Raw genomic sequence first — 25,835 nt, forward strand, 5'->3', positions numbered from 1 at the left:
GGCCAAACTGTTTTATTTTTTATCTTCCTTAATTTTAATATTCGCTTGTTTATAGAATGCAACTTTTTCTGTATTATATGATTTCGTATATTCATTAAACTTATCTTTTTCTGTCTCAATATCTTTATATGCTTGGTTTACTAACTTTACTTTCTCGCTAATATCTTTTAATTTTGTACCTTTATCTTGTAGCATTGTATATAATTCTTTTTCTTGCTTTAAAGATTTATTATAGCTATCGTACATCTTTTGGAATGAATCATGTCGTTTCTCATAAGTACTCTTTACTTTATCCGCCTGGTCTTTTAATTTATTATCTTCAATTTTCTTCACATGCTTATCAGCTGACTTCACTTCTTCTTGCGCTTTATTTAACGCCTCTTTTTCTTTAATAAGAACCTTTTCTCGTTCAGCTGTATTTTTCACCGCTTGATCAAGCTTATCCTTAACAGCCTGATTATTATCTTTTCCTTCTTGGACAATTTGATTATATAATACTTGCCCCTCTTTCTCTAATGACTCTAATTTTTTCGCATCTTCAAACATTGTTTTTTCTTGCTTGGCAGCATTTTCAAATGCAACATATAGCTCCTCTTCTGGTTTTGGGCCGAAACAACCAGCTAGTAAAGTCATTGATAATGCAGTTACAATTGCTAATTTATTATATTTCAACATCTTTTCCTCCTATTAATAAACGACCATCGTGCCAAAAATCTCATGAAAAACATGTAACTTCTTTATCTATTTCACGCTCGCATCTTTTTTACGAAGATCATCAATAATTATTTATACTGCTTGTACAATTTCCGTACTTGAAATTATGTAATGTCTTAAAACATAAAGGTATTTACCTTAATCTTACCTACTGCAAGAAACACGATAATGTTTCACCTGATAAAAGATGACCGTTTGTCTCACACGTCTATCATTCTATCATTCCCTTTCCCGCTTTCTATCAAATAATCCCTTTGTTCATTTTACACAGTACAAATGCTACCTTGCAACAATTTACAAATATTCTTTTTATCCCCTAAAAAGGAAAAGTGTAGAGCATGCTTTCCTCTACACTTTTAAAATGAAACGCATTGTGCAAAATGCATTGACACATCCACAGACAATTATATGCTGATTTCATATATTTTTAAAGACTTTTGTTACAAAAAAAAGTTTTCTTGTAACAAAAGACAAAAAAATGTTACAAAAAATTCTTTATATCATACTTCTTCAAATCAAAGTTTCATTCATGACTTTGCAAGTTTCTATAATTATACAATTGATTTTGTGCCTTTCTAAACAAATCTTCAAAAGTTTTCCCTTCTATCGGATAACTTGCCGCTCCAAATAACAGTGTGACACTTAATAAATCATTCGCTATTTCATTTTGAATATTTTTGATTAATCGATTTGTTATTGTTGACTTTTCATAGCCATTATCAATCACTACAATAACATACTTATTTTCATCCCATTTAGTAACGACATCACCTTTTCGAATTGTCTTTACAATGGTATGTTCCAATTTTTGCACTAACACTTCCAACCTTTTTTCTTGCACTGTGTCTTTTAATCCTTCCCATTCTTTTACAGAAAGAATGTACACTGTAATATTACGAGAATCTCGTTCCGATAAAGCAGCTAATTTCCCAAAAAAATCAACAACAAAATCGTTGCTTGCCATTCCTCCTACTTCCGTATTCATACGCCCACTCTCTCTTTTATCATACCAATGTCCAAAATAGCAGCTTAGTATCATTTGCAATATATAAATAATAAAGACGGTATAAAATGATCGCGAATCCAGTTTTGTAATTACGTCCTGCAGCGCAATCCATTCTGTAACTGCCACTGTATTCCCAAGTAGTAATCCACTTATTTTCCCTTTATATTTCATACTTTCCCTCCCTTCTATACTAATATATGCTTCTATAACAATAATGTTTTTCTACAAAATAAAAAATGTACATATTCCATGTACATTTCTACTTAAGCTCGTATACCTTTTCTATTTTATTTCATATATATACTATATATCGTTTTTAGAAAGGAGTGACCTATATGCTTCAAAAAGAAAATCTATTAGATATTATGCGCTTACTAGCTGGCTTTTTATTATCATTAAAATTACTATTTAACTCTTTCGGAATAAACTTCATTACAAACGATCAAATTGACGCTCTAGTAAATGTTATTTCATTTCTATTCATTCTATATTTTGGATACAAAAATAACTATGTTGGAAAAAAAGGAGTGGAACAAAAGAAATTACTCAAGAAGCACAATCTTCATTAAAGAAGGAACCTTTCGCACAGGTTCCTTCTTATCATTTTCTGACAACCACTTCATTTGTTTGTAGCGGTCCATATGATACTCCTTTATATTGAAATGTATATGTAGCCTGAAATAATGAATTGGGAGGAGCTTTATCTTTATTTGCTTTTATTTGACAAATTAATTCTACCCTTTCACTCGGCGATAGATTATCGATTCGCCACCTTACAAGCTGAAATAAAAACTCACTTATTCCCTTATCTGCTTTTAAAGAGTTTGGGATATACGCGAAATAATCACGAATCATATGACTTACAACTACTCGCGAAATCATTTCAACGCCTTTGTTTTCAACTTCAAGTCGAATAATTAGTATGTCATTAACATCATAGATCATCTCATATGAAAATTTTTCTTTATACATACTACGGATTTGCAATGTGACTGCTACATTAGATGCTTCCGTGTCCTTTTTAGAACCATCAATCCACAAAACCGGCTGTAACGGTATAGAATATCTTCCTTGATCCGAAATTCGTTTCCATATTTTCATAATATATTCACCTCATTCCAGATGTATCATCTATACAACTTTATTCTTCCTCTCGATACAATAAACTACACTTAGAAAAAATATTGAACTTGTTACAAACCATCTAAATTTTTTCTTTTCCTTTTATCCTATTCGACAATATAAAGAAAAAACCATTTTTAATAGGTAGACACAGGTTATTCTTTATTAAATATTTTTTTACAATTCCCTTCCTTGACTACATAAAAAAAAATTATTACTCTCTCTTTTCGTCAATATAATAAAGTGAAACTTTAATCAATCGGGATAAAATACTTTGGCTTAAGAAAACATTTACCTTTTAGTCAAATTTGACTATAATATAATTTATGATTTCCATCCTTTATATCATGTCAATGCAATTTTTTATAAATGAAGAGGGAACGATACAAACTGTACATAGAGTTTGTATACATTGCACTAAAAAACTTAAGTTAGTTTAATTTTTATTAAAGGAGGACTACTCTTGGAAGCACAACTTTCAAAAAACGACTCAAGTAAAACAAAATTTGTTGTTGCTGGTTTATTACTTGGTATTCTAATGGCAGCAATGGATAATACAATCGTCGCAACTGCGATGGCAACAATTGTCGGAGACTTAGGAGGGTTCGACAAATTCGTTTGGGTCACATCTGCCTACATGGTAGCAACAATGGCCGGAATGCCTATATTCGGTAAGCTTTCTGATATGTACGGACGAAAACGTTTTTATATTGGTGGACTAATTCTTTTCTTATTCGGTTCTGCACTCTGCGGGACAGCATCAAGTATTGAACAACTAAGCATTTATAGAGCCATTCAAGGAATTGGTGGCGGCGCTCTTATGCCGATCGCATTTACAATTATGTATGATATATTCCCGCCTGAAAAACGCGGAAAAATGACCGGACTATTTGGTGCTGTTTTCGGAACATCTAGTGTTTTCGGACCTTTATTAGGTGCTTACATTACAGATTATATAAGTTGGCACTGGGTCTTCTATATTAATATTCCATTAGGACTTATTTCCTTCTTCTTCATTACTAAATACTATAACGAGTCTCTAGAATATCGAAAACAAAAAATTGACTGGGCTGGTGCTATTACACTTGTCATTAGTATTATTTGCTTGATGTTTGCCCTAGAACTTGGTGGTAAGGAATATGCATGGAACTCTAATGTGATTATTGGTTTATTTTCAACTGTTGTTATTATGCTTATTATTTTCTTCTTCGTAGAAAGAAACGCAACCGAGCCTATTATTTCTTTCCATTTATTTAAAAAACCTTTATTTGCAGCTAGCCAAGGTGTTGCCTTTTTCTATGGCGCAGCTTTTATCATCTGTACAGTTTATATTCCAATCTTCGTTCAAGGTGTTCTCGGTGGTTCAGCCTCAAATGCTGGATTAATTTTGACACCTATGATGGTAGGATCTGTAATTGGAAGTCAAACTGGTGGACAGTTAGCTTCACGAACAAGTTATCGTAACATCATGATAGTATCTGGGGTTTTCTTCGTTCTTGGTATTTATTTACTAAGTACTTTAACTATGGAAACACCTCGTACACTCGTAACAATGTTTATGGTGCTTGCTGGACTTGGAGTTGGATTCTCCTTCTCAGTTTTAAGTATGGCATCTATTCACAAACTAGAAATGAGAGATCGCGGTTCTGCTACATCAACAAATTCATTCTTCCGTTCACTCGGTATGACTCTTGGTGTAACGATTTTCGGTACAATTCAAAATCATATTTTCACTGATAAATTAAAAGCAGTCTTCCCTCCTGAACTAGCAAAAATGGCTCCTAAAGGTGGAGACACAAGCTTTTTATTATCACCAAATGCTACTGAAAAGCTACCTCCTGAAGTACTGAGCGGAATTAAGGAGGCTCTTGCAACATCTATTGCTAATACGTTCTTCTGGGCACTTATTCCGGCCATACTAAGTATTATTTGTATTTTGCTTATGGGAAATGAGCGCCTCTTCACAGGACCAGAAACGAAACAAAAACAAAAGAAAGTAAGTTAGTATAGAAAAAAGAAACGGCATATCCCTTTATGAAAAAGGATATGCCGTTTATAATATATATAAAGTTTCTATATACAGGAGTTGAGACAGCATGAGTATGAAATTAGTCATTCTCGGCTTGCTACTCGAAGGAGATAAACATCCATATGAAGTGCAGCACATTATGAAAGAACGACACATGGATTGTTATATTAAATACGCAAAAGGATCACTGTACTACGCCTTCGAGCAATTAGAAAAGCAAGGCGCAATTCGCATTACAACTATTGTTCGAGATACGAATAGACCAGATAAAACAATCTTTCATATAACAGAAGAAGGTAAACGGCTATTTCACACGTTACTATTAAAACAGTTCGAAGCAAAAAACCAAATATATAAACCGATCTATTCCGCACTCTCTTTTGCTCATTTTGGTGATGCTCGAGAGTTAGTTCCTATTTTAGAAAAAAAGAAAAATGATACCGTTCAATATTTACATAAAATGCAAACTATATACGATTGTAGCAAAGGGAACATTCCACGTGCACAACTATACATTTTACAAAGCGTTATTGAGCATATTACCGTTGAATTACAATGGTTAAACACCCTCCTTACAGATGCAGTGGCAGGACGGCTTTCAGAAATTGATATTGATGAAGGTTAAGTTTCCGAAGAAGATAGCCCTCTTCTTCGGAAACTTAACCACAATTTATTTCAATTCTCACACCTTTTCTCCACTTATTAAAATCAGAATATTTAAAATAATAATTAATAAAAAACTTTAGAATTTTCTCTTTTTAAAACAGTGGACAAAATTCAAAAAATTGTGTTAGAATTTGTTTCAATATCATATCGCTTGTTAAATTCCTTTCAAAAGGAAAATAGGTACACGGAAATTTCGTTTCGTGTTTAAAAGGGAAGCTTGGTGAAACTCCAACACGGTCCCGCCACTGTAAATGCTGAGATTTCTTTTCTATGCCACTGTGAAAACGGGAAGGTGAAAGAAATTATATAAAGCATAAGTCAGGAGACCTGCCTGTTTTAACAACACTGATAGACTCACGGATGATGATGAGGTGTTAAAAACAAAAAGGAGGGCTTATTTTTCTATGCCTTTATGCTTTTTGTTATAGGTATTTCCGAGTAAACGGAAATGCTTACTTTCAATTAGGGAGGAATTTAAAATGGCAATTCAAACAAGTAACTTAGGTTATCCACGTATCGGACTACAACGAGAGTGGAAAAAAACATTGGAAGCTTTTTGGTCCAATAAAATTGATGAAGAACAATTTTTAACGACAATGAAAGAAATTCGCCTTCAACACGTCAAAGTACAGCAAAAAAAAGGAATTGAATTAATTCCAGTTGGCGATTTTACATATTATGACCACGTTCTGGATACGGCCTACATGTTAGGATTCATCCCGTCACGTTTTTCAGAGTTTACCTCTTACCTTGATGTATATTTTGCAATGGCACGCGGCTCTAAAGATCATGTTGCTTCTGAAATGACAAAATGGTTTAACACAAACTATCATTACATTGTTCCTGAATATGAAGAAGGATTACAAATCTCTTTAAAAGACAATCGTCCTCTTCGTTTATATGAAGAAGCGAAAAAAGAGTTAGGCGTTGATGGAAAACCAGTTATTTTAGGACCTTATACATTCCTAAAACTAGCAAAAGGTTATAACGAAGAGCAATTTGCCACTATTTTAAAAGAGCTAGTTGCACCTTATGTACAATTATTCTCTGAATTACACGCAGCTGGAGCACAAATTATTCAAGTTGACGAACCAATCTTCGCATCTTTAACAAAAGATGAAATTAATCAAGCGAAAGAACTTTACGAAGCTATTCATAAAGAAGTTTCGAATGCTAATCTTCTTTTACAAACATATTTTGATAATGTAGAAGAGAACTATGAAGAAATCATTACATTCCCTGTTTCTGGTATTGGATTAGACTTTGTTCATGGCAAAGAAGGTAATGTAAATGCTATTTCAAAATATGGATTCCCAGCTGATAAAATTTTAGCTATTGGTTGTATAGATGGCCGTAACATTTGGAGAGCTGATCTTGATGATGTACTTTCTTTATTTACAACATTACAAAATCAAATCACAGCAAAAGGTTTCATTGTTCAACCTTCTTGTAGCTTATTGCATACTCCAATTGATAAAACGGGAGAAACGCACTTAGCAACTGAATTATTTGATGCACTTGCATTTGCTAATCAAAAATTAGAAGAACTAGTCCTTATCCATTCTGCTCTTACTAAAGGTGTAGAAAGCATAAGTAGCGATTTGACAACATATCGTAATGCACATCATGCAATCCGCTCATCAGCTGCACGTAATCGTGAAGATGTAAAAGTGGCACGCATATCACTTAAAGAAGATGATTTCTCACGTCCTCTTCCATTTGAAAAACGATATGAACTACAGCAAGTAGCTTTACAATTACCGTTGTTACCAACAACAACTATCGGTAGCTTCCCTCAAACATCTGAAGTTCGTCAAACACGTAAACAGTGGCGTAACGGCGATATTACAAATGAACAATATAATCAATTCATTGAACAAGAAACTGCAAAGTGGATTCGTTACCAAGAAGATATTGGTCTTGATGTACTAGTACATGGTGAATTCGAAAGAACTGACATGGTGGAATATTTTGGCGAAAGACTTGCTGGTTTCTCCTTTACTAAAAACGGATGGGTACAATCATACGGTTCCCGTTGCGTAAAACCACCTGTTATTTATGGTGATGTTGCCTTTATAAGTGGAATGACTATTAAAGAAACTGTATATGCACAAAGCTTAACAGAGAAAGTAGTAAAAGGTATGCTCACTGGACCTGTCACTATTTTAAATTGGTCATTCGTTCGAAATGATATTTCAAGAAAAGAAGTTTCATATCAAATTGCATTAGCACTTCGTCATGAAATTGAATTACTTGAATCTTCCGGAATTAGAGTAATCCAAGTCGATGAGCCTGCACTTCGTGAAGGTATGCCGTTAAAAGAAAAAGATTGGGATGCATACATTACATGGGCAGTTCAATCATTCCTTTTAGCAACATCTTCTGTAGAAAATGAAACACAAATTCATACTCATATGTGTTACAGTAACTTCGAAGATATTGTAGATGCAATTCGTGCATTAGATGCAGATGTTATTTCTATCGAAACATCAAGAAGTCATGGAGAATTTATTAATACATTAAAACATACAACATATGAAAAAGGAATTGGTCTAGGTGTATATGATATTCATAGCCCACGTGTCCCAAGTAAAGATGAAATGTTCGCAATTTTAGAACAATCTTTACAAGTATGTGATCCTAAATATTTCTGGATTAATCCAGACTGTGGTTTAAAAACACGAAGAACTGAGGAAGTTATACCTGCTTTAGAGCACATGGTTCAGGCAGCAAAAGACGCTCGTTCTCTCCTAAAAACAAACGCATAATAAAAAACGTGTTATCCTTCAAAAAGGATAACACGTTTTTTATTCTACACTCTCAAAATAGAAGTCGTATTGTACTTTATACAATTCATCGTCTGTTGGCTCTTCAAGAGGAGTTGCCTGCAAGACTATCATATATTCCCCGTTAGGAATAGGAATATGCAATTTATTAGAAAGAATACTTGTTATATATACTTCTTCATTCTTCACTGTGAAAGGAACTGATATCGTTCTAACCACTTCTTCTTTCTCAATATGATTTCCGCAAGTAACTTCTACTTCACAAGTATAGTCAGAGATTGCTTCAAAAATAATAGCTCCATCCACCTCAGCATAGCCTCTTTCAAAATCTTCAGGAGTCCAATCTACATAAGGCTGCTGACCATCATAATTCATTATCATTAATTGCGAATATGAAATTGTTAATTCCATAACTACCCCTCTCCTCCACTATGAAATGTATGCCAATTACTATTTCACTTCAAATTTCACACGCGTACCATCTGGATATTTGTCTAGCTTATTCCCTACCCAAGAACCTGCACCGCGGTTATCTGCTGGACTTATATATTCAATATGGGCTCCTTTTCCACCCTCCTTACACATCGCCATCGGCCATTCATCACGATCATAACCTTTCTTCGTCGGATATGGAGCTAACGATAATTTCCTTCTATCCGCTGCACCATTACGATCAATTGTGCACATTTCTGAATGCCCTTCTTTTATAGCATCCGTTATATGTTTCCCGGTCTCTGGGTATCGTTCTTTCGGGAACTCTAGAATTTGATCATACGTAGTTGTTTTTTTAGTACTTGTCTCCTCTGGCACAAGTACTTCATATACCGCTACCAAAAGAGAAAGAATTGCAATAATTGAAATGATAATACCTTTAAATTGCTTCATGTGTGCCTCCGTGTTCCTACCAATTTCTTTTCCTCAGTTATTATAACAAACTTCTTCTATGTATGTTTTCAGACATTATTTTAGCTCTTCCTCTCCATTTCGCCAAAAACATTCATTTTTCCTCATCTTTTCACTAATGCTGTAGAAAACTAATAACCTTCCGACATTCTTTTTCAAAGGAAGTCCTCATAAAAGATTGAAATGATATATACGATACTTTTTGGGGAGGAACTATCATGGACGCTATTTATAAAACGAAAGATGTTACAAATAAAACAGGTATCCCAAAACATATAGTCCGAAAATATAGCCAACTCTTAGAGGAACACGGTTATATTATTTCCAAAACAGCTGATGCTCGTATTTATAAATTGGATGATTTAAAACTATTGAAATCTATACATGAAAGAGCTGCTACATTACAAGAAGACATTTCAGAAACAATACCTATTATTTTAAAAGAAAAAGAGGCCCCACCTGTCCCTGTTATTCAAAATAAACAAGAGATACAACCGAAAGAAGATGGACGTAACTTTGAGGAGTTCATGTTAAAACTTGAAATGCTTGCTCAATTAAATGAAGCAATTATTCATCAAAACTCTACTCTCATTACACAAAATCGTTTAAAAGACGAGAAATTAGATGAACTAATGCAACAAGTTTATGTAAAAGAAGGCTCTCAAGAAAAAATGTTACAAGAGCTAGTTGTTCACGCCGCTCAAACAGATGCACTCCAAAAAGAAAAGATGGACTTATTAATGAATCATATGTATAAGCGAGAATCCAAACAAGAAGAAAAAATGAATAAACTGGTCAATCAAATTTACAATAAAGATAGCAACCGCGATGCACAACTTATGCAAGTTATTCGCGAAATTCAAGAAACAAAAAAATTAGTCGCCGCCTCAAAAGAGCAAAGCTTCTTTCAATCATTTAAAAGTTTATTCGTTCGAACAAAACAAGATAAAATAAATGAATGAAATTTCGTATATTTTTCTAATGCAAGATAAAATAAAAAGTTACCTTCTACCGGTAACTTTTATTCCTTATATCGTACAGCTGGCAATATAATAATAGCTTCAGTTCCTTTTCCGCTTTCACTTTTATATTCCAATGTACCATTATGCGCTTGTAAAATACTAAATGTTACCATAAGACCTAATCCTGTTCCTTTTTCTTTTAAAGAATAATACGGTTGTCCAAGCCTTGCTAACTGTTCTTTTGTCATTCCAACACCACTATCTTTAACTCTTATTATTATCATTTCATCTTTTTGAATAGCCGTTACTTTTAAATACCCTTTGTTTCCTTGAATTGCTTCAATACCATTTTTAACAACATTCATAATAGCTTGCTTCAATTTCGCCTTATCGCCGATAGTATAAAGGCTCTCAGAAATCTCAACTTGCAAATAAACGCCCTGCATCGCTGCAAATGATGACATAAGAGTTGTCATTTCAATTAATTGTGCTGATAAACAAATATGTTCTTTTTTTTCAATTTGAGGCCTTGCTAAATTTAAATAATCTGAAATAATCTGTTCAGCACGATCCAGTTCAGCTAATACGAGACGCATATAATCTTTGTTTTTTACATCTTCCGTACTCTCTAGCAATTGAATAAACCCTCGTACAACAGTGAGAGGGTTTCGAACTTCATGTGCAACACTTGCAGCTAACTCACTTATAATATTAAGTTTTTCTGATTTTTGCATTTCTGTACGCAATAATGCATTTTCGTTTAAATACTCAGTCAAATACACTTGAAATACCATTGTCATAACCATAATAAGTGATGCAAATATATACCCACTATATAGATTAGATATGTACGGTGTAAAACCTGTTTCTAAAAGGACATTCAACATCCCGACTACTAATGAAACAAGAACATAAAATGATGCAATCATAAAAGCTAATATTAGCTTCTTATCTCTTGAAAACAGAGACCATTTCTTTGACAAAAACAATGGAATTATCGAAAGAAATATAACTTCTACGATAGGCAACCAACTGAGCCCCTTAGAAATCCATTCATATGCAACAAAAATAATGGCAGGGATGAGCCCAACAATCCCACCATATAAAAAACCACTAACAATTGGGATTGGATGGAAATTGTATCCGCAAACGGTACCAAAACAAATAGAGTATGTCATGGAGAGAACGAGTGTAACGCTAGATAAAAACATAATAAAGTAGCGATTAGGCTTCGGAAGCATTTCTTGATAACGATTTAAACGAATCGCTTCATATAAAAATAGTGGTAAAATAATGATGGCAATTTGGATCATTAAATCACGAATCAGCTCCATAGCCTGTCATCCCCTATATGTATTTTGATATGATTATATCATTTTATAAGTCTATTTGTTTTAAAATTTTGATTTTTCTTAACATTTTTGTTAATTATTTGTTAACAACTAATAATAAATGTTACAAATTTCCGAAATGATTGTAAACCCTGTACCAAATTTCCTTCGTGCAGTATACAATGAATACGGATTACAAAGAAAATAAAAAACACTTCACTAGACGGACAACTATTGCAAAATACAGCATATAATCCATACTATCTATGTTTACAAATAAGTGATCATTACTTTAGTAGGAGGAAGATAAATATGGCGGGTACTACGCTTGTTTTAAAAGAAGAAAATTTGGTTGTGCTAGAAAACGTTGAAAAATCAGTATACGAAGAATTGCAACATAAAGCAGGGGAAGAAGATTGTACATGTGCTGTAAATGAATCCGTTGTCCATCTTGGCAGAGTATCTTCCGTACTTTGGAACGAAGATGAAATAGATTGGGAATACGGTTATTAAAAGTCGCTTGCAGCGGCTTTTTTTTGTTTATGCTTAAACAAATGGAGTGAAACTTTAATTAACTCACACAACTTATACTCTTATGGACATTTGGATCCTCACATAATTTCTTACTTCCACTGAATTTTAAAAATAGCGGGGGAATTTTATAAACAAAGCGTAATAGTTAAAAATATGATAAAATGAACTTAATTTTCAAACGGAAGAAAGGGAGATACAATGGAACAATTCATTAATCCTAGAGTGAAGGACATCCAAATTTCTGGAATCCGTCAGTTCTCTAACATGATTCAAAACTATGATAATCTCATCTCTTTAACAATTGGGCAACCCGACTTCCCTACACCTTCTTTAGTAAAAGAAGCTGCTAAACGGGCCATTACAGAAAATTATACAAGCTATACACATAACGCTGGTTTACTAGAATTACGCGAAGCAGCTTGTAACTTTGTAAAGGGTCGCTACGATTTACATTATTCACCTGAAAACGAAACCATTGTTACAATCGGCGCTAGTGAAGCGATTGATGTTGCATTCCGAACTATTTTAGAACCAGGAACGGAAGTAATTTTACCTGCTCCTATTTATCCTGGTTACGAGCCGATTATTCGACTATGCGGTGCAACTCCCATTTTTATAGATGTTCGTGAAACTGGATTTCGTTTAACAGCTGAAGCTCTGCAAAATGCAATTACAGAACGAACAAGATGTGTCGTTTTACCGTATCCTTCTAATCCAACTGGTGTTACCTTATCAAAAGAAGAATTAGAAGATATTGTATCTATCTTAAAAGATAAGAATATTTTCGTTCTTTCCGATGAAATTTATAGCGAACTTGTATATGAAGGGCAACACACATCTATTGCTCAATTCCCAGAAATGCGTGAGAAGACTATTGTCATTAATGGCTTAGCCAAATCACATTCTATGACAGGATGGCGTATTGGATTTTTATTTGCTCCTAATTATTTAGCAAAGCATATTTTAAAAGTTCATCAATACAATGTGACATGCGCTAATTCAATCGCCCAACATGCTGCAATTGAAGCGTTAACAGCTGCTAAAGATGCACCTAAGATGATGCGTCATCAATATAAAAAGCGCCGTGATTACGTATATAATAGACTCATTCAAATGGACTTAACAGTCGAGAAGCCAACGGGTGCATTTTATTTATTCCCATATGTCGGAAACTTAACATCTTCATCATTTGATTTTGCACTTGATCTTGTAAAAGAAGCTGGGCTGGCCGTCGTTCCTGGAACGGCATTTTCTGAATATGGTGAAGGCTACCTTCGCCTTTCCTATGCTTATAGTATGGAAACTTTAAAAGAAGGCTGCGACCGTTTAGAAGCCTTTCTAAAGCAAAAAGCTAAGAGTTAAACTCTTAGCTTTTTTTTACATACTGATCACAAGTTTGACGCTTCAATAATTTATGCGGAATAATAATGCATTTTGAAGTAGACTCAGAATGCTCTACCTTATCAACTAAAGCTTTTGCCGCTTCATACCCTAATTGATAAATATTCACATCAACTGTTGAAAGCGGTGGACTAGCAATTTCTGATAATAAAGCATTATTAAAACTTACAATAGAAACATCTTTCGGTACAACAAACCCTTTTTTAGAAAGTGCACTTAACACGCCAAGTCCAATTAAATCATCCGTTGCCATAATTGCCGTCGGTGGTTGCTTTAGTCCCATTAATTCCTCAACAGCCTGTTGACCACTCTCTCTTGAAAAATCAAAGTGTAAAATATACTCTTTCGGTAGTAGAATATCTCCTAATTTCAAAGCATCACTCATACCTGCCAAACGATCTCTCGTTACAAGTAAATCTGATCCACCACCAATGAATGCGATTTGTTTATGCCCTAATGAAATTAAATACTCGGCTACTTCTCTTGCGGCTGTATAATTATCATTATCTACATATGTAATTTCATCTTTTCGATCATATGGTTTTCCGATTAAGACAAACGGGAAATTTTGATTATGCAGATATTGAATGATCCGATCGTTTTCTCTTGAATACAAAAGAATAATTCCACCAATTTGGCGCCCTTGTACCATCTTTACAACACCATTAAAAATTTCGTCCTCCGTTTCACCTGTCGACATATAGAGCGCATACCCTTCCATATGTGCAAATGAACTAATTCCTCTTATAACTTCTGGGAAAAATGGATTTTGAAAAGCTTTACTTGCAGAACTCGGCATAACGAGTCCAAGCGTTTTCGTTGTTTGATTCGCAAGGTTTCTTGCATTTAAATTTGGGTGATAGCCTAGTTCACTCATTACTTTTCGAACACGGCGCTTTGTTTTTTCACTTATACTTGGATTATCAGCAATTACACGTGAAACCGTCGACGGTGCAACATTTGCCTTCTTCGCCACATCTTTAATTGTAACTGTCATAAAAAATCCCCTCCTCTCACTTCTCTGCCCTATTTCATATATTGTTATCTTGCATCTGTGCAAGTAGTAGGAGAAGTCGCAAACTTCCATCACTTCGTTCTATCTCACAAAAATTATCTTATTCTCCCTCTCCATGTATTGTAAGGGAAATAGCTCTATTTTCCTATACTATAATATACTATTTATTTCACATCTTTTCTCATGCTATGTCAAATCTCTTTTCATCTCCCTATAAAACTTTTTATAGGGAGATGAAAAGAGAAATGGGACGTAATGTCCCATTTTTCATCCTTTCGTACCTCCAGCTGTTAAACCGGAAACAAAATATTTTTGCAGCGATAAGAATAAAATAGAAATCGGAATTGCAATTAATACTGATCCAGCTGCAAATGTTGTAAATTCATTACCAAATTTCTTCGCTACCATTTCATATAACCCAACTGCTAAAGTATAATTTTCCGGTGTGCGTAAAATAATACTTGCTAAAATAAAGTCTGTAAATGGACCGATGAAAGTAAATAACGCTACAACCGCTACGATTGGTTTTGCAAGTGGCATAATAATTTGCCAAAAAATACGGAAATGCCCCGCTCCATCCATTCGAGCTGATTCATCCAACTCTTTCGGAATCGTATCAAAATACCCTTTCATAAGCCAAGTATTCATCGGAATTGCTCCGCCCACATAAATTAAAATTAATGCAAGATGTGTATCAATTAATCCTGTTAACTGCGCTAATATATATAGCGCGATTAACGCTGCAAAATTCGGGATCATTTGGAGAATTAAAAATGTTAATAAACCATTCTTTCTTCCAACAAAACGATATCTCGAAAATGCATAAGCAGTAAAGCTAATGGCTAACACAGAAAAAATCATCGTCATAACACTAACTTTTAAAGTATTTTTATACCAAAGTAAGTAATTACTTGAATCAAGATCAAGTAGCTTGCGATAATGATCTAACGTGGCATTTTTCGGAATAATGTTAGAACCAGACAAACTATCTCCTGGATTAAACGATGAACCAATTATCCATAGTAATGGATAGAAAATAATCGCACACATTATGAAGATAACTAAATAACTTAATGAAAGACGTAACATCTTTTGTCGTTTAATATTCATTTACATCATATCCTCTTCTTGGAATGATTTTGTTCTCTTAAATTGCCATAACGCAACTGTAATAACGATTAACGATAAAATCATTGTAAGAGCTGCTGCTTTTCCGTACTGAGCCGAAGTCATCGTTAACTTATAGATCCATGAAATTAAAATATCTGTTCCACCTGCATTTTGTCCAGACACAGCAGGTCCCCCGCTATTAAATAGATAAATAATACTAAAATTATTAAAGTTAAACGTATATTGTGTAATTAAAATTGGAGCTGTTGCATATAGAACGAGCGGCAATGTAATTTTGCGGAACTGTTGCCAAGCTGTTGCACCATCTACTGTAGCTGCTTCATACAGTTCTCCTGGAATCGATTGCAATATACCTGTTGTCATTGCAAAAACAAACGGGAAGCCAAGCCACGTTTGAATCATAATTAAAGCGATTTTCGACCAAAATGGATCAGTCATCCAAGCAACCTTTTCAATCCCGAATAAAGCTAATACTTGATTGTTAATCGCTCCGAATGTTTCATTAAACATACCAGCAAATACAAGAATAGATACGAATGCTGGAACAGCCCACGGTAAAATGAAGATTGTTCTAATAACAGCCTTCCCTTTAATCCCAGGCTGGTTTACGATAATCGCTAAAAAAATACCCAGTGCAACTTGTAATGTCGTTGCAACGAATGTCCAAATGACAGTCCAAGAGAATACACTTAAAAATGTATCTCTCCACATTGGTAATGTGAAAATATCAATAAAGTTTTTAAAGCCCACCCAATCTACTAATTTAGCTGGAGGGGAGTGATATAAATCATAGTTTGTAAATCCAATTAAGATAACAAAAATGATTGGAAACACGACAACAAAGATAAGTAATAGAAACCCTGGTGAAACCATTAAATACGGAAAACCTTGATCTAATAAATTGCGATATTGCTCTTTAACTGAGTTTAATGGTGTCCCTATATCGCGTTTTTTCCCATTTTGGTATGCATCATATAAGTTAAATGCATATACCCCTAGTCCAAACACGACAACAATAAGTGCCAAAATCCCTTCTACTAATAGAAAGACAGAATGGTCACGTGGAACTTCTGTACCGAGCGTTACAATTCCCCATAATCCTATATTTAATAAATCAGCAAATGCTACAATAAATGAGCCTGTTAATACTAGAAAAATAAGACCTTTTACGTATTGTTTATTATATATTTGGCCCATGCCTGGAATAATAGATAACATGGTCGCCATTTTCCTATGCTTTGAACCGTTCACATCTTTCGTTGGTTCTATAGATGTTTGCATGTTCCTTCCCCCTTTTTTCTTCCTACTTGGAAGGGAGAGAATTCGTGCCTCTCATATTTAGAGGCACGAATTTCACCTTATTTTTTATTGCTGTGGTTTGCCTCAATATTACCTTTAATTTGTTTCACTGCATTATCAAGTGCTGCTTTTGGCTCTTGTTTATTTGATACAACTAATTGAAGCGCATCTCCAGCTGGTTTCCAAACTTCTTGCATTTCTGGAATATTCGGCATTGGGATTCCATTTTCTGATTGAGTCGCAACTGCTTTTGCAGCCTCATTATCTTTAATAATTGGATCTTCCATCACTGATTTTACTGGAGGAATTTCTTTTGTTTTCTCAAATCGAATTTTCGCGTTTTCTTCATTTGTTACCCACTCAGTGAATTTTGTAGCTAAATCATTTTGTTTAGAGAAACTTGTTACATGCCATCCTTTTACCCCAACAAATGTTTTCATCGGTTGACCATTTGGTAATTTCGGCATTGGAGCAACACCATAATCAATTCCAGCCTTTTCCATTGCTTGGAATGCCCATGGACCATTCATAATAGATGCTGCTTTTCCTTCATTAAATAATCCATCTGCAGCTGAACCGCCAGATTCACCAATAATTCCTTTTGGTAATAATTTTTCTTTATACCATTTTTGAATATATTCAGCACCTTGTACTGCACCACTATTATTTAATCCAATATCTGTCGGAGTCAGTTTTCCATCTTTTTCACCAAATACATAACCGCCCATACCCGCCATAAATGCGTTAGCAAAATAGAAGTTATCTCCTAATGTTAAAAATCCGTACTTGTCATCTTTCGTAAAGTCTTTTGAGAAGTTATACAGCTCATCCATCGTTTCTGGTGCTTTTGGCATTAATTTTTTATTATAAATAAAGATTGGTGTTTCAATTGCTTTTGGTAAACCGTATAGTTTTCCGTCGTATGTTTGTGCCTTTATTGATAAATCTGTAAATTTATTTTTTACCGTATCATCCACTTTCACCTCTGAAAGTAGCCCTTCTGTTACCGCATTACCAATATGATCATGCGGTAATGTTACAACATCTGGTCCTGTACCAGCTGGACCGTCGAGACGAAGTTTTTCTATTTGTTTCGTCATCTGAACCTCTACAACTTTTACTTTCACATTATATTTCTTTTCAAAACTTTTCACTGCCGGCTCTAGACCAACACCTTTTTTCTCATCTTCCCAAACGAGAAGATCATAATCTTTCTTCTCGTTACTTGCTTCTTTTTTCCCTGAATCTTTCGGTCCACATGCAGATAACATACCGATTGACAATGCTGAAATCGTTAATAGTGATAATGCTTTCTTCATCCCAAAAACCTCCCTAAATTGTCTATGTACCTCTTTAATTGAAAACGTTTGCATTCCATAGTTTAATAAAAGCACAAACAATATCATAATCTATGAAAACGTTTGCGCTATTTGTCTATCATTATACATCCTTTTATTCATTTTGCAAATATTAATTTTTTTAATATTGCCGTTATACTCTTTATCCATTGACTTTATATAAAATGAATACTACTCTTATAAGCAACATTAAAGTTATGGGAAAGCAATCGTTTGCAACATAATCTTTATTATTACGTTTAAGGGAACGATATGTATAGAGATATTAAAGGGGGATTTTCTATATGTTTAAAGAAGCGATCTATCATAGGCCGAAAGATAATTATGCATACGCTTACGACGAAAAAACGATTCACATCCGGATGCGTACAAAAAGAGAGGATATTCACACCGCCGCTCTCATCTACGGTGATCCTTATGAATGGCAAGATGGGAAATGGATTACAGCGAGTACACCGATGAAAAAAACTGGTTCTACTGAGTTATTTGATTATTGGTCAATTTCCATCGAACCACAATTTAAACGCTTACGTTATGGATTTGAATTAATAAATGATGCAGAAACTCTTATTTATACAGAACGAGGATTTTTTTCTAACATTCCAAATGATGATGTTGGTAACTTTTTCTGTTTTCCATTTATTCATGCAAACGATGTATTCAAAGCACCTTCCTGGGTTAAAGACACAGTTTGGTATCAAATTTTCCCAGAACGATTCGCTAATGGGGATCGCACACTGAATCCAGAAAACACCCTTCCTTGGGGAAGTACTGAACCAACTCCAACTAATTTTTTCGGCGGAGATTTTGCTGGTATTATTCAAAACCTTGATTACCTTGTTAAACTTGGAATTTCCGGAATATATTTCACTCCTATTTTCAAAGCTCATTCGAATCATAAATATGACACAATTGATTACATGGAAATCGACCCACAATTCGGGACGAAAGAAACTTTCAAAAAACTCGTTCAGGCGTGTCATAAACATGGTATAAAAGTAATGCTCGACGCTGTTTTTAATCATAGCGGATACTTCTTTGATAAATTTCAAGATGTGCTATACCATGGTGAGAATTCCGCCTATAAAGATTGGTTCCATATTCATGAATTTCCAATTATAACCGAGCCACTTCCTAACTATGATACTTTCGCATTTACACCATATATGCCTAAATTAAATACGGCACATCCAGATGTAAAAGAATATTTACTTGAAGTAGGTCGTTATTGGGTAAGGGAATTCCATATAGATGGTTGGCGCCTTGATGTGGCAAATGAAGTTGATCACAGTTTTTGGAGAGAATTCCGAAGTGAAATAAAAGCATTAAATCCTGAAGTATATATTTTAGGCGAAATTTGGCACGATGCACTCCCATGGCTACAAGGAGATCAATTTGATGCTGTCATGAGCTATCCTGTTACAAACGCTCTACTCTCTTACTTTGCTAACGATTCCATTAAAGCGAGTGAATTCACGAAACAAATTACAGATTCTTTACATTCCTACTCTATGAATGTAAATGAAGCGGCATTTCATTTATTAGACAGTCATGACACACCAAGAATTTTAGCGACATGTAACGGGGATAAAAATAAGTTAAAGTTACTCTATGTATTCCACCTTTCTTTCATTGGTTCTCCTTGTATTTATTACGGTGATGAAATCGGCATGGATGGTGACATGGACCCTGGTTGTCGTAAATGTATGGTATGGGACGAAAAAGAACAAGACACTCTTTTATTTACACATATACAAACATTAATTTCATTACGGAAACAATATAAATCATTTGGAGGACACGGTACTTTTCAATTCATTGAGGCAAATGATGAACATAATTATATTTCTTATACAAAAACATATGAAGATGAAACTATCTTTTTCGTTTTAAATCCTACTAACAGTGAAGTTACAACTTCACTCCCTCTTCGTATTACTGGGAAGAAAATAATTAACATTTATACAAATGAAGAATTTTCAGCGGAAGCAAGTGTATTACAAGTTACACTTCCACCGTACGGATTCTCTATTTTAAAATGGTAATAGAAAAAGCCTTATGCCAGGGTGAAGTGACCCCCGAAAGTTAGACAGGTCGTTTCATTAGGCAGCTTCTAGGGTATGAGCCCGGTATTGTACCGGGCTCATACCCTTTAATTTTGCCTTAATTCTTTTATGATTATAGTATTCTATATACTTTGCTAATTCTTGTTTGAAATGTGTTATACTTTCAAATTCTTTTCGATACAGAAATTCTGATTTCATGATACCAAAGAAATTTTCAATAACGGCATTGTCATAACAGTTTCCTTTGCGAGACATACTTTGAGTAATGCCACAGTTCTTAAGAGAATGACGGTATTGTTTCATTTGATAGTGCCAACCTTGATCAGAATGAATGAGGAGTTTATCCTGATCTGTTATACGTTCAAAAGCTTGATCTAACATCGTTGAAACAAGGGAATAGGTCGGTCTTGAACCAATTGTATAGGTAATAATTTCACTATTAAACAAATCCAACATTGGTGATAAGTATAACTTCTCCCCAAATAACTTAAACTCCGTAATATCTGTAACCCACTTTTCATTTGGTTTTACAGCTTGGAAGTTGCGATTTAAAATATTTGGCGCAATTTTCCCAACTGTCCCTTTGTAAGAGCGATATTTTTTCATACGAACAAGACATTTTAACCCTAATTCTTTCATAAGGCGATACACTTTTTTATGATTTACTTTGTGTCCACGATTCATAAGTTCATCACGAATACGACGATACCCATAACACCCATCGTGTTCATTATAAATAGCTTGAATCAGTTCTTTTACTTCTGCATTTGGATCAGGACGATTGAACTGTTTCATCCAGTAATAGTACGTACTACGTGGAATGTTTGCGAGTTGAAGTAACTCCTTGACAGGAAATTCATGCCTTAACTCATAGATTACTTGCGCTTTGTCTTGTTTGGTGATTTTTCCTTGTTTTGAACTAAGGCATTCAACTTTTTTAAATATGCATTTTCCATCCGTAAACGCTCATTTTCGGCTTGTAGTGCTTCTATTGAACCTTCTACTACTGGTTTTATTTTTTTATCTTTCATGGTTGGACGCCCCTTTTTCTTTGATTGTAGGGCATCCAATCCTCCTGTTTCATAGGCTATTTTCCATTTCCGAAGTGTTTCATAAGACGGAATATTGAAAAGCGCCGCTGTTTCTCTGATAGATGTCCCGTGTTCATTCATATAATAAAGTACATCTAGTTTATACTGAGCTGAGTATAATGTATAGCACTTGTCAAAGGCCCTTTCACCTGAAGATTCATATCGTCTAATCCACTCACGAATTAAAACAGGAGTAACTCCTATAGATTTAGCAATTGTTTTTCCACTCTCTGAACCATCTAAATATCGTTTCACCGCTTGGATTTTTTCTTTTGAAGAAAATTTAGCCATAAAAAATGCACCTCCAATTGTTAGACCGTGTCTAACAATTGGGGTGCACTTCAGGGTGGCATAAGGCTTTTTCTTATTTCAATTTAAATACCATTGCTTCATATGGTCGTAACGTAATGTTTTCTATCGATACATTTTCTACGTCATAATTGTATATTAATAACTCGGATTCACTATAAATAATATCCTCAGGCAATTCAAATACACATTCATCTGCAGTGAAGTTTGCAATCACCAGAAGCTTTTCTTCTTCATATGTTCTTACATAAGCAAAAATAGAAGGGTTATTTTCTAGTATTAAATCATATGTTCCATACACAACTATTTCATTGTTTTTGCGTAACTCAATCAATTTTTTATAGTAATAAAAAATCGATTCTTCGTCTTGGATTGCATGTTTCACATTAATCTCTTTGTAGTTAGGGTTTACCGCAATCCAAGGCTCACCCGTTGTGAATCCAGCATGTTCTCTATCATCCCACTGCATCGGGGTTCTAGCATTATCTCGGCCCTTTATATATATAGACTGCATCACTTTATCTATATCTTCGCCGCGCTCTATAACTTTTTCTTTATACATATTTAATGTTTCAATATCTCGATATTCATCAATCGATTCAAATCGAACATTGGTCATTCCGATTTCTTCTCCTTGATAAATATATGGTGTCCCTTTCATCATATGAAGCACTGTCGCTAACATTTTTGCTGATTCAGTACGATAAGCTCCATCATTACCAAAACGAGATACAACGCGAGGCTGGTCATGGTTATTCCAATAAAGGCTATTCCAGCCTGTTTGTTCTAATGCTTTTTGCCACTTTGTTAAATTTTGTTTCAAAGTAATAAGTGAGCATGGTTTTACATCCCATTTCCCACCTTCTCCAGAATCTAAATCCATATGTTCAAATTGGAATACCATTTGCAGTTCTTTTCTAGCTTCTCCTGTATACAATTTAGCTTCTTCTGTCGTTACACCAGGCATTTCCCCAACCGTCATAATGTCATACTGAGACAATACGTCTTCATTCATTTCATGCAAATACTTATGAATGTTCGGACCGTTCATAAAATGTTTATGCCCTGAAACATATCCTTCTTCATCCGTTTCAACAGCTGGTAAGCCATCTTCTTTAGAAATAAAATTAATAACATCCATACGGAACCCATCAATTCCTTTTTCTAACCAAAACTTCATCATGTCATAAACATCTTGTCTTACCTTTTCATTATCCCAGTTTAAATCTGGCTGTTTTTTAGAAAACAGATGCAAATAATATTCATCTGTCATTTCATCATATTGCCATGCAGAGCCACTAAATGCTGCTCCCCAGTTATTCGGCTCGTTCCCTTCATTTCCAGGACGCCATATATAATAGTCTCTATATTTATTTTCTTTTGATTTACGTGATTCAATAAACCAATTATGTTCATCTGAAGTATGATTAACAACTAAGTCCATCATAAGTCTCATATTACGTTTATGCATTTCATGTAATAGTTCATCCCAGTCTTCCATTGTTCCGAACTCATTCATAATTTTACAATAATCACTTATATCGTAACCATTATCATCGTTTGGAGATTCATAGACTGGTGATAACCAAATTACATCAATACCTAGTTCTTTTAAGTAATCTAGCTTTGAAAGAATACCACGAAGATCCCCTATGCCATCACCGTTACTATCCATAAAACTACGAGGATAAATTTGATATACTACACTTTCTTTCCACCATTGTTTTTCCATTATGCTACCCCATTTCATCTATACTATTGATTCTTTTTTCTTTTTTTAAGGCGCAAACGTTTTCATTACTGAATGATAACAGATTCTATCCAAATTTAAAATAGCGCTTACAATATTTATTTTCTTGTTCTGATAAAACATGTGGAACTTATTATATATTCATAGGAATAATGAAAACGTTTTATTTTTTTATAGTGTTTTTATTTCTTTTTTGAATCTATTCGTTTATAATAAATTCAAAGAAAACGTTTGCATAAACTTTCTAGGGGGAAATATCATGGCAGAACTTAAATTAGAAAATATTTATAAAATATATGATAATAACGTAACAGCCGTAACAGATTTTAATTTACACATTCAAGATAAAGAATTTATCGTATTCGTTGGTCCTTCTGGCTGTGGAAAATCTACAACACTACGAATGGTAGCTGGACTTGAAGATATTTCAAAAGGAGAATTTTCAATTGATGGTAAGCTAATGAACGATGTTCCTCCAAAAGATCGAGATATCGCAATGGTCTTCCAAAACTACGCTCTTTATCCACATATGAGTGTGTATGATAATATGGCATTTGGATTAAAACTTCGAAAAATACCGAAAGATGAAATCGACCGTCGAGTGAAACATGCAGCTCAAATTTTAGGGCTTGAACAATATTTAGATAGAAAACCGAAAGCTTTATCAGGTGGACAACGCCAACGTGTCGCATTAGGTAGAGCGATTGTTCGAGACGCAAAAGTCTTCTTAATGGATGAACCATTATCAAACTTAGACGCTAAACTACGTGTTGCAATGCGATCAGAAATTTCTAAATTACACCACCGCCTTGGTACAACGACAATTTATGTAACACATGATCAAACGGAGGCAATGACAATGGCTTCCCGTCTTGTTGTTATGAAAGACGGAAAAATCCAACAAATTGGAACTCCAAAAGAAGTATATGAAACACCTGAAAATATTTTCGTTGGTGGTTTTATCGGTTCACCCGCAATGAATTTCTTCCGTGGAAAATTAACTGAAACCGATTTCGTTATAGACAGTTCACTAAAGATTAAAGTATCTGAAGGAAAAATGAAGTTATTACGCGAACAAGGCTATGTAAATAAAGAAATTGTTTTAGGTATTCGTCCAGAAGATATTCATGATGAACTATTATTTTTAGAAGCTTCACAATCTACTACCTTCACAACAAAAATTGAAGTTGCAGAGTTGTTAGGGGCTGAATCCATTTTATATATGAAACTTGGAAATCAAGATTTTGCAGCACGTGTTGATGCAAGACATATCTTTTCACCTGGTGACCAAATTAACCTTGCTTTTGATATGAATAAAGCACATTTCTTTGATAGTCAAACCGAACAACGTATTCGCTAAGTATACATGCAAATACAACACCTTCTTTTTTAGGTAGAAAAGAGAACCTAGCCATGCATAGAAACGGTCAAATTCTCTTCCTGCCCCGTGCCAAATTAAAACAAAGAAAATAGTGGGTACGAAATCACTTGTATTCTGTATATTTTCTACTTATACGATAAGAAATTAGAATGGCTGAAAATACACACAAAAAAACCGTCCACATATATACTGAGGGCGGTTTTCCATTATTATACTAGGGCTTCTATTGTATGAAATGATTGTCCTCTCGTGCTAATAATACCGAAAACTGGTAAATCACTGAGCACCACTTCTTCTTGCTGTTTCATAAAAGATGACGTTAATTGTTTTATCTCTATCCAAACGTCATTAATACAAAGTACATTGGAATCGTTCTCTTGTTGGCGAGAAAAAATAGAATCTATTTTATACAGACCAGCATTTTGAAAAAGCATATCAACACGACTATATGCCTCCATAGCAAAACTGATAACACGTTGCCAATCTCCTTGTTTTCCCATATCATAGGATACAAAAAGTGCCTCTCCGCCTAGATTCGTAATTTCCTCAGCTGTTGCTTGTCCACTTTCTTGATCAATGTCCGTCACAATTACTTTTGCGCCTTGCTTAGCCAACAAAAGAGCTGTACTACGTCCAATACCGATGCCACCACCAGTTACAATGGCAACCTTTCCTGCAAGCTTCATTTTCATTACCCCTTCTATAAGTCTTACCGTCATTCAGTATACTCTTTTATTAGATTAATCCGCAAGCAGGAAAAGTTAACTCGACAAATTGTAAGCGATTACTTGTTTGTTTCTTTTTTTTTCTTACTATTATACTGATCGAAGGTTAAACCAATAAAAATAAGAATTCCCCAAAATATTAAGCTACCTCCAGTCATTGCAAATCCCCCTTTGTTATATAACGATATTATTTATATTCATTATACCATTATCTTAATTTTCAATCTATTCAAAACAAAAATAGGGTGTTTGAATT

General features: G+C 34.4%; 23 protein-coding genes and 1 riboswitch. Of the genes, 9 read left to right on the plus strand and 14 right to left on the minus strand.

Features of this window, described 5'->3' with window-relative positions:
• Nucleotides 1-12: 12 nt before the first annotated feature.
• Both EXW56_RS19035 and EXW56_RS19040 read right to left on the minus strand, forming a co-directional pair.
• On the minus strand, nucleotides 13-675 hold the full coding sequence (locus EXW56_RS19035; protein WP_002066948.1) for a YkyA family protein: 663 nt from the start codon (nucleotides 673-675) through the stop codon (nucleotides 13-15).
• Nucleotides 676-1,237: 562 nt separating this feature from the next.
• Complete coding sequence (locus EXW56_RS19040) at nucleotides 1,238-1,891, minus strand: diguanylate cyclase domain-containing protein (RefSeq protein ID WP_215596852.1); 654 nt, start codon at nucleotides 1,889-1,891, stop codon at nucleotides 1,238-1,240.
• A gap of 164 nt (nucleotides 1,892-2,055) precedes the next feature.
• On the opposite strand from EXW56_RS19040, the gene EXW56_RS19045 reads away from it, so the two are divergent.
• Entirely contained in the window at nucleotides 2,056-2,289 is a 234-nt protein-coding gene (locus EXW56_RS19045) for a phage holin (RefSeq protein ID WP_002199483.1), read from the plus strand.
• Nucleotides 2,290-2,320: 31 nt separating this feature from the next.
• On the opposite strand, the gene EXW56_RS19050 is transcribed toward EXW56_RS19045, so the two are convergent.
• Complete coding sequence (locus EXW56_RS19050) at nucleotides 2,321-2,821, minus strand: hypothetical protein (protein WP_002111526.1); 501 nt, start codon at nucleotides 2,819-2,821, stop codon at nucleotides 2,321-2,323.
• A 484-nt stretch (nucleotides 2,822-3,305) separates the two neighbouring features.
• Here EXW56_RS19050 and EXW56_RS19055 point away from each other — a divergent pair, with 484 nt between their 5' ends.
• From EXW56_RS19055 to metE, 3 genes are all read left to right on the plus strand, one after another.
• Complete coding sequence (locus EXW56_RS19055; protein WP_215596853.1) at nucleotides 3,306-4,847, plus strand: MDR family MFS transporter; 1,542 nt, start codon at nucleotides 3,306-3,308, stop codon at nucleotides 4,845-4,847.
• A 91-nt stretch (nucleotides 4,848-4,938) separates the two neighbouring features.
• Entirely contained in the window at nucleotides 4,939-5,496 is a 558-nt protein-coding gene (locus tag EXW56_RS19060; RefSeq protein ID WP_215596854.1) for a PadR family transcriptional regulator, read from the plus strand.
• 202 nt (nucleotides 5,497-5,698) lie between these two features.
• A riboswitch (cobalamin riboswitch) is annotated at nucleotides 5,699-5,886 on the plus strand.
• 130 nt (nucleotides 5,887-6,016) lie between these two features.
• A complete protein-coding gene (gene metE, locus EXW56_RS19065; protein ID WP_215596855.1) occupies nucleotides 6,017-8,305 on the plus strand; it encodes a 5-methyltetrahydropteroyltriglutamate--homocysteine S-methyltransferase in 2,289 nt (762 codons plus the stop codon).
• A gap of 39 nt (nucleotides 8,306-8,344) precedes the next feature.
• Here the strand turns inward: metE and comJ are convergent, their stop codons facing one another.
• Nucleotides 8,345-8,734, minus strand: coding sequence for a competence protein ComJ (gene comJ / locus EXW56_RS19070; RefSeq protein ID WP_002111536.1), 390 nt, complete (start codon nucleotides 8,732-8,734; stop codon nucleotides 8,345-8,347).
• Nucleotides 8,735-8,773: 39 nt separating this feature from the next.
• Nucleotides 8,774-9,208, minus strand: coding sequence for a DNA-entry nuclease (gene nucA / locus EXW56_RS19075; protein ID WP_002014817.1), 435 nt, complete (start codon nucleotides 9,206-9,208; stop codon nucleotides 8,774-8,776).
• Between the two features lie 236 nt (nucleotides 9,209-9,444).
• Here nucA and EXW56_RS19080 point away from each other — a divergent pair, with 236 nt between their 5' ends.
• On the plus strand, nucleotides 9,445-10,188 hold the full coding sequence (locus EXW56_RS19080) for a DUF3967 domain-containing protein (RefSeq protein ID WP_215596856.1): 744 nt from the start codon (nucleotides 9,445-9,447) through the stop codon (nucleotides 10,186-10,188).
• Between the two features lie 59 nt (nucleotides 10,189-10,247).
• Here the strand turns inward: EXW56_RS19080 and EXW56_RS19085 are convergent, their stop codons facing one another.
• Nucleotides 10,248-11,522: a sensor histidine kinase gene (locus tag EXW56_RS19085; RefSeq protein ID WP_002111540.1), complete on the minus strand. Its 1,275-nt coding sequence runs from the start codon at nucleotides 11,520-11,522 to the stop codon at nucleotides 10,248-10,250.
• Nucleotides 11,523-11,831: 309 nt separating this feature from the next.
• Between EXW56_RS19085 and EXW56_RS19090 the strand changes: the two genes are divergently transcribed.
• Nucleotides 11,832-12,032, plus strand: a complete 201-nt coding sequence (locus tag EXW56_RS19090) for a hypothetical protein (protein WP_002111542.1) — start codon at nucleotides 11,832-11,834, stop codon at nucleotides 12,030-12,032.
• 219 nt (nucleotides 12,033-12,251) lie between these two features.
• Nucleotides 12,252-13,415, plus strand: coding sequence for an aminotransferase A (locus tag EXW56_RS19095; protein ID WP_215596857.1), 1,164 nt, complete (start codon nucleotides 12,252-12,254; stop codon nucleotides 13,413-13,415).
• A 4-nt stretch (nucleotides 13,416-13,419) separates the two neighbouring features.
• Here EXW56_RS19095 and malR read toward each other — a convergent pair whose 3' ends face one another.
• From malR to EXW56_RS19115, 4 genes are all read right to left on the minus strand, one after another.
• Nucleotides 13,420-14,451 (minus strand): maltose operon transcriptional repressor MalR, encoded by a 1,032-nt coding sequence (malR, locus tag EXW56_RS19100; RefSeq protein WP_002111545.1) that lies wholly within the window; start codon nucleotides 14,449-14,451, stop codon nucleotides 13,420-13,422.
• A gap of 285 nt (nucleotides 14,452-14,736) precedes the next feature.
• A complete protein-coding gene (malD, locus tag EXW56_RS19105) occupies nucleotides 14,737-15,579 on the minus strand; it encodes a maltosaccharide ABC transporter permease MalD (protein WP_002111546.1) in 843 nt (280 codons plus the stop codon).
• Nucleotides 15,580-16,881: a maltosaccharide ABC transporter permease MalC gene (gene malC / locus EXW56_RS19110; RefSeq protein WP_002111547.1), complete on the minus strand. Its 1,302-nt coding sequence runs from the start codon at nucleotides 16,879-16,881 to the stop codon at nucleotides 15,580-15,582.
• Nucleotides 16,882-16,958: 77 nt separating this feature from the next.
• Nucleotides 16,959-18,218, minus strand: coding sequence for an extracellular solute-binding protein (locus EXW56_RS19115; protein WP_002111548.1), 1,260 nt, complete (start codon nucleotides 18,216-18,218; stop codon nucleotides 16,959-16,961).
• A 323-nt stretch (nucleotides 18,219-18,541) separates the two neighbouring features.
• Between EXW56_RS19115 and EXW56_RS19120 the strand changes: the two genes are divergently transcribed.
• A complete protein-coding gene (locus EXW56_RS19120; RefSeq protein WP_215557414.1) occupies nucleotides 18,542-20,302 on the plus strand; it encodes an alpha-glycosidase in 1,761 nt (586 codons plus the stop codon).
• 57 nt (nucleotides 20,303-20,359) lie between these two features.
• Here the strand turns inward: EXW56_RS19120 and EXW56_RS19125 are convergent.
• A protein-coding gene (locus EXW56_RS19125; RefSeq protein ID WP_215596794.1) for an IS3 family transposase occupies nucleotides 20,360-21,705 on the minus strand; the annotation gives its coding sequence in 2 pieces (ribosomal slippage) (nucleotides 20,360-21,264 and nucleotides 21,264-21,705; 1,347 coding nt in all).
• Nucleotides 21,706-21,778: 73 nt separating this feature from the next.
• On the minus strand, nucleotides 21,779-23,455 hold the full coding sequence (locus EXW56_RS19130; RefSeq protein ID WP_033714020.1) for a glycoside hydrolase family 13 protein: 1,677 nt from the start codon (nucleotides 23,453-23,455) through the stop codon (nucleotides 21,779-21,781).
• A gap of 277 nt (nucleotides 23,456-23,732) precedes the next feature.
• Here EXW56_RS19130 and EXW56_RS19135 point away from each other — a divergent pair, with 277 nt between their 5' ends.
• Complete coding sequence (locus tag EXW56_RS19135) at nucleotides 23,733-24,833, plus strand: ABC transporter ATP-binding protein (protein WP_002111551.1); 1,101 nt, start codon at nucleotides 23,733-23,735, stop codon at nucleotides 24,831-24,833.
• A 230-nt stretch (nucleotides 24,834-25,063) separates the two neighbouring features.
• Here EXW56_RS19135 and EXW56_RS19140 read toward each other — a convergent pair whose 3' ends face one another.
• Both EXW56_RS19140 and EXW56_RS19145 read right to left on the minus strand, forming a co-directional pair.
• Entirely contained in the window at nucleotides 25,064-25,573 is a 510-nt protein-coding gene (locus EXW56_RS19140; protein WP_033710801.1) for an SDR family NAD(P)-dependent oxidoreductase, read from the minus strand.
• 65 nt (nucleotides 25,574-25,638) lie between these two features.
• Nucleotides 25,639-25,737: a hypothetical protein gene (locus EXW56_RS19145; protein WP_002145961.1), complete on the minus strand. Its 99-nt coding sequence runs from the start codon at nucleotides 25,735-25,737 to the stop codon at nucleotides 25,639-25,641.
• Nucleotides 25,738-25,835: the final 98 nt, after the last annotated feature.

The organism is Bacillus mycoides (assembly GCF_018742245.1).
GTDB classification, from domain to species: Bacteria; Bacillota; Bacilli; order Bacillales; family Bacillaceae_G; genus Bacillus_A; species Bacillus_A cereus_U.

Coding starts and splice junctions, on each gene's coding strand:
- EXW56_RS19035 (WP_002066948.1), bottom strand. CDS start 675: ATGTTGAAATATAATAAATTAGCAATTGTAACTGCATTATCAATGACT.
- EXW56_RS19040 (WP_215596852.1), bottom strand. CDS start 1,891: ATGAAATATAAAGGGAAAATAAGTGGATTACTACTTGGGAATACAGTG.
- EXW56_RS19045 (WP_002199483.1), top strand. CDS start 2,056: ATGCTTCAAAAAGAAAATCTATTAGATATTATGCGCTTACTAGCTGGC.
- EXW56_RS19050 (WP_002111526.1), bottom strand. CDS start 2,821: ATGAAAATATGGAAACGAATTTCGGATCAAGGAAGATATTCTATACCG.
- EXW56_RS19060 (WP_215596854.1), top strand. CDS start 4,939: ATGAGTATGAAATTAGTCATTCTCGGCTTGCTACTCGAAGGAGATAAA.
- metE (WP_215596855.1), top strand. CDS start 6,017: ATGGCAATTCAAACAAGTAACTTAGGTTATCCACGTATCGGACTACAA.
- comJ (WP_002111536.1), bottom strand. CDS start 8,734: ATGGAATTAACAATTTCATATTCGCAATTAATGATAATGAATTATGAT.
- nucA (WP_002014817.1), bottom strand. CDS start 9,208: ATGAAGCAATTTAAAGGTATTATCATTTCAATTATTGCAATTCTTTCT.
- EXW56_RS19080 (WP_215596856.1), top strand. CDS start 9,445: ATGGACGCTATTTATAAAACGAAAGATGTTACAAATAAAACAGGTATC.
- EXW56_RS19085 (WP_002111540.1), bottom strand. CDS start 11,522: ATGGAGCTGATTCGTGATTTAATGATCCAAATTGCCATCATTATTTTA.
- EXW56_RS19090 (WP_002111542.1), top strand. CDS start 11,832: ATGGCGGGTACTACGCTTGTTTTAAAAGAAGAAAATTTGGTTGTGCTA.
- EXW56_RS19095 (WP_215596857.1), top strand. CDS start 12,252: ATGGAACAATTCATTAATCCTAGAGTGAAGGACATCCAAATTTCTGGA.
- malR (WP_002111545.1), bottom strand. CDS start 14,451: ATGACAGTTACAATTAAAGATGTGGCGAAGAAGGCAAATGTTGCACCG.
- malD (WP_002111546.1), bottom strand. CDS start 15,579: ATGAATATTAAACGACAAAAGATGTTACGTCTTTCATTAAGTTATTTA.
- malC (WP_002111547.1), bottom strand. CDS start 16,881: ATGCAAACATCTATAGAACCAACGAAAGATGTGAACGGTTCAAAGCAT.
- EXW56_RS19115 (WP_002111548.1), bottom strand. CDS start 18,218: ATGAAGAAAGCATTATCACTATTAACGATTTCAGCATTGTCAATCGGT.
- EXW56_RS19120 (WP_215557414.1), top strand. CDS start 18,542: ATGTTTAAAGAAGCGATCTATCATAGGCCGAAAGATAATTATGCATAC.
- EXW56_RS19130 (WP_033714020.1), bottom strand. CDS start 23,455: ATGGAAAAACAATGGTGGAAAGAAAGTGTAGTATATCAAATTTATCCT.
- EXW56_RS19135 (WP_002111551.1), top strand. CDS start 23,733: ATGGCAGAACTTAAATTAGAAAATATTTATAAAATATATGATAATAAC.
- EXW56_RS19140 (WP_033710801.1), bottom strand. CDS start 25,573: ATGACGGTAAGACTTATAGAAGGGGTAATGAAAATGAAGCTTGCAGGA.
- EXW56_RS19145 (WP_002145961.1), bottom strand. CDS start 25,737: ATGACTGGAGGTAGCTTAATATTTTGGGGAATTCTTATTTTTATTGGT.